The following is a 1,671-nucleotide window of genomic DNA, read 5'->3' as shown; positions in this document are numbered from 1 at the left end:
GACTCTGTCGCGAGTTTGGTGAAACACGAGATGTGGATCTTCAGTGGCAGAGAAGAATGCGCTTGCGAAGGAGGTCGGGCTTGGCCCGGCCGTACATCTGACGCTTGAGCATTTTGATCCGGTTGACGTGTCCTTCGACGGGGCCGGAGTTCCAGTGCAGGCTGAGGCCGGCCATGACGGCGTCCCAGTCCTTGCGTAGGCCGGTGGCGAATCCGCGGAGTTCGGGCAGGTCGCCGACTTCGGCGTCGGTGGTCCACTGCTCGAGCTTCTCCTGTCCGCGGAGGTGGACGAGGATGTCGGCGAACCGGGCGATCAGGTCGCACGCGGCGTCGAGATCGGGGCAGCGGTCGCGGACTTCCTTGAGGGTGACTCGGTCGTCCTCGGTGCGGTTGTCGGGGTGGGTGAGGACGGCGGTGGTCACCTCGCGGGCCTTGGGGACCGGGGGCCGGGTGGTGGGATGGTTGTTCCTTTTGAGGTCGTGGACGAAGCGTCGGACGGTGCGTTCGCTGACGGCCAGGCCGCGCTCGCGAAGTTCCCGGTGGAGGCGGTCGGAGCTGGTGCAGCCCTCGGAGAAGCGGGCGATCAGGTAGGTGGTGTGATCGTCGAGGAGGCTACGGCGGCCGGTCGGGCTGCCGGTGACCAGTTCTTCCGGGTCCTTGGCGCGCATGAACCTGCGGACGGTCTTGGGGTCCCAGCCGAGTTCGGCGACGATCCCGGTGTGGTTGACGCCCTTGGCCATGAGCGCGTGCACGGCCGCATGTCGTTCGCGGGCCTGCTGTGCGCGGACGCCTTCGGGCTTGTCCGGCAATACGGCCGGCTCCTTCTCCGGCGTCGGTGGGGACCATTGCGGGCGGAGCCGTTTGACCAGGCGTTCCGTGGCTTCGCCGAGGTTCTTCCAGAGATGGAAGCGGTCTGCGACTTGGGTGGCGGTGCCGGCTCCGCGGTCGGCGCCCTCGGCGTAACAGTGGGCGCGGTCACGGCAGATGATCTCGGTGCCGGGGTGGGCGGTGAGCCAGTCGGCCAAGGAGTCGGCGGAGCGTTCGGGCAGAACGTCGACGGGGCGCCGACTGTCCATGTCGATCAGGATCGTTCCATAGTTGTGGCCACGCTTGAGTGCGAAGTCGTCGACGCCCAGGGCTCGCACCGGCTGCGGCTCCGGGTCGGGCAGCGCGCGGATGAGCCGCAGCAACGCGTCCTTGCCGACGCCGATCGCCTGCAGTTCGGCGAGCCGGGCACCCGCCCGGCCGCCGAGTGCCAGGGCGATTGCCTCACGAATCGTGCGCAACGACAGGGTGCTGCGGCCGTGGCGGAAGGTCAGGTCGGGGATCTGCTCGGCGAAGGTCTTCTTCACGCAGCCGGTGCTGTCGCAGAAGAAGCGGCGGACCCGCAGGTGAAGAACGCACTGCTGGTTCGAGACCGCAGTATCGGAGATCCTGCGCTCGTACCGGCTGTGCACTCGTATCGACTCCGTGCCGCAGCCCGGGCAGATCGCCGACGGCTCCCGGCCTCGCGCCTGGATCCGGACCGTACGGCCCGTGACCCGGACGGACTCGACATGCAGGCGCACGAAGTGTGGGAACAGGACGGCGAGAAGATCGGCAACGGACACTCGGAATCATCACGAGCCGCCAAGATCCACATCTCGTGTTTCACCAAACTCGCGACAGAGCC

General features: G+C 67.6%; 1 protein-coding gene. It reads right to left on the bottom strand.

The annotated features are described in order from the left end of the window. Positions 1-40: 40 nt before the first annotated feature. Positions 41-1,567 carry an ISL3 family transposase gene (locus ACFXMF_RS47710; protein WP_380018229.1) on the bottom strand — a complete coding sequence of 509 codons (1,527 nt, stop codon included), beginning with the start codon at positions 1,565-1,567 and terminating at the stop codon, positions 41-43. Between the last annotated feature and the right edge of the window lie 104 nt (positions 1,568-1,671).

The sequence above is a fragment of the Embleya sp. NPDC059213 genome, from assembly GCF_042754445.1.
Lineage (GTDB): Bacteria > Actinomycetota > Actinomycetes > Streptomycetales > Streptomycetaceae > Embleya.
The sequence above is the reverse complement of the archived record's forward strand: the minus strand, read 5'-3'. Positions and strand labels throughout refer to the sequence as shown.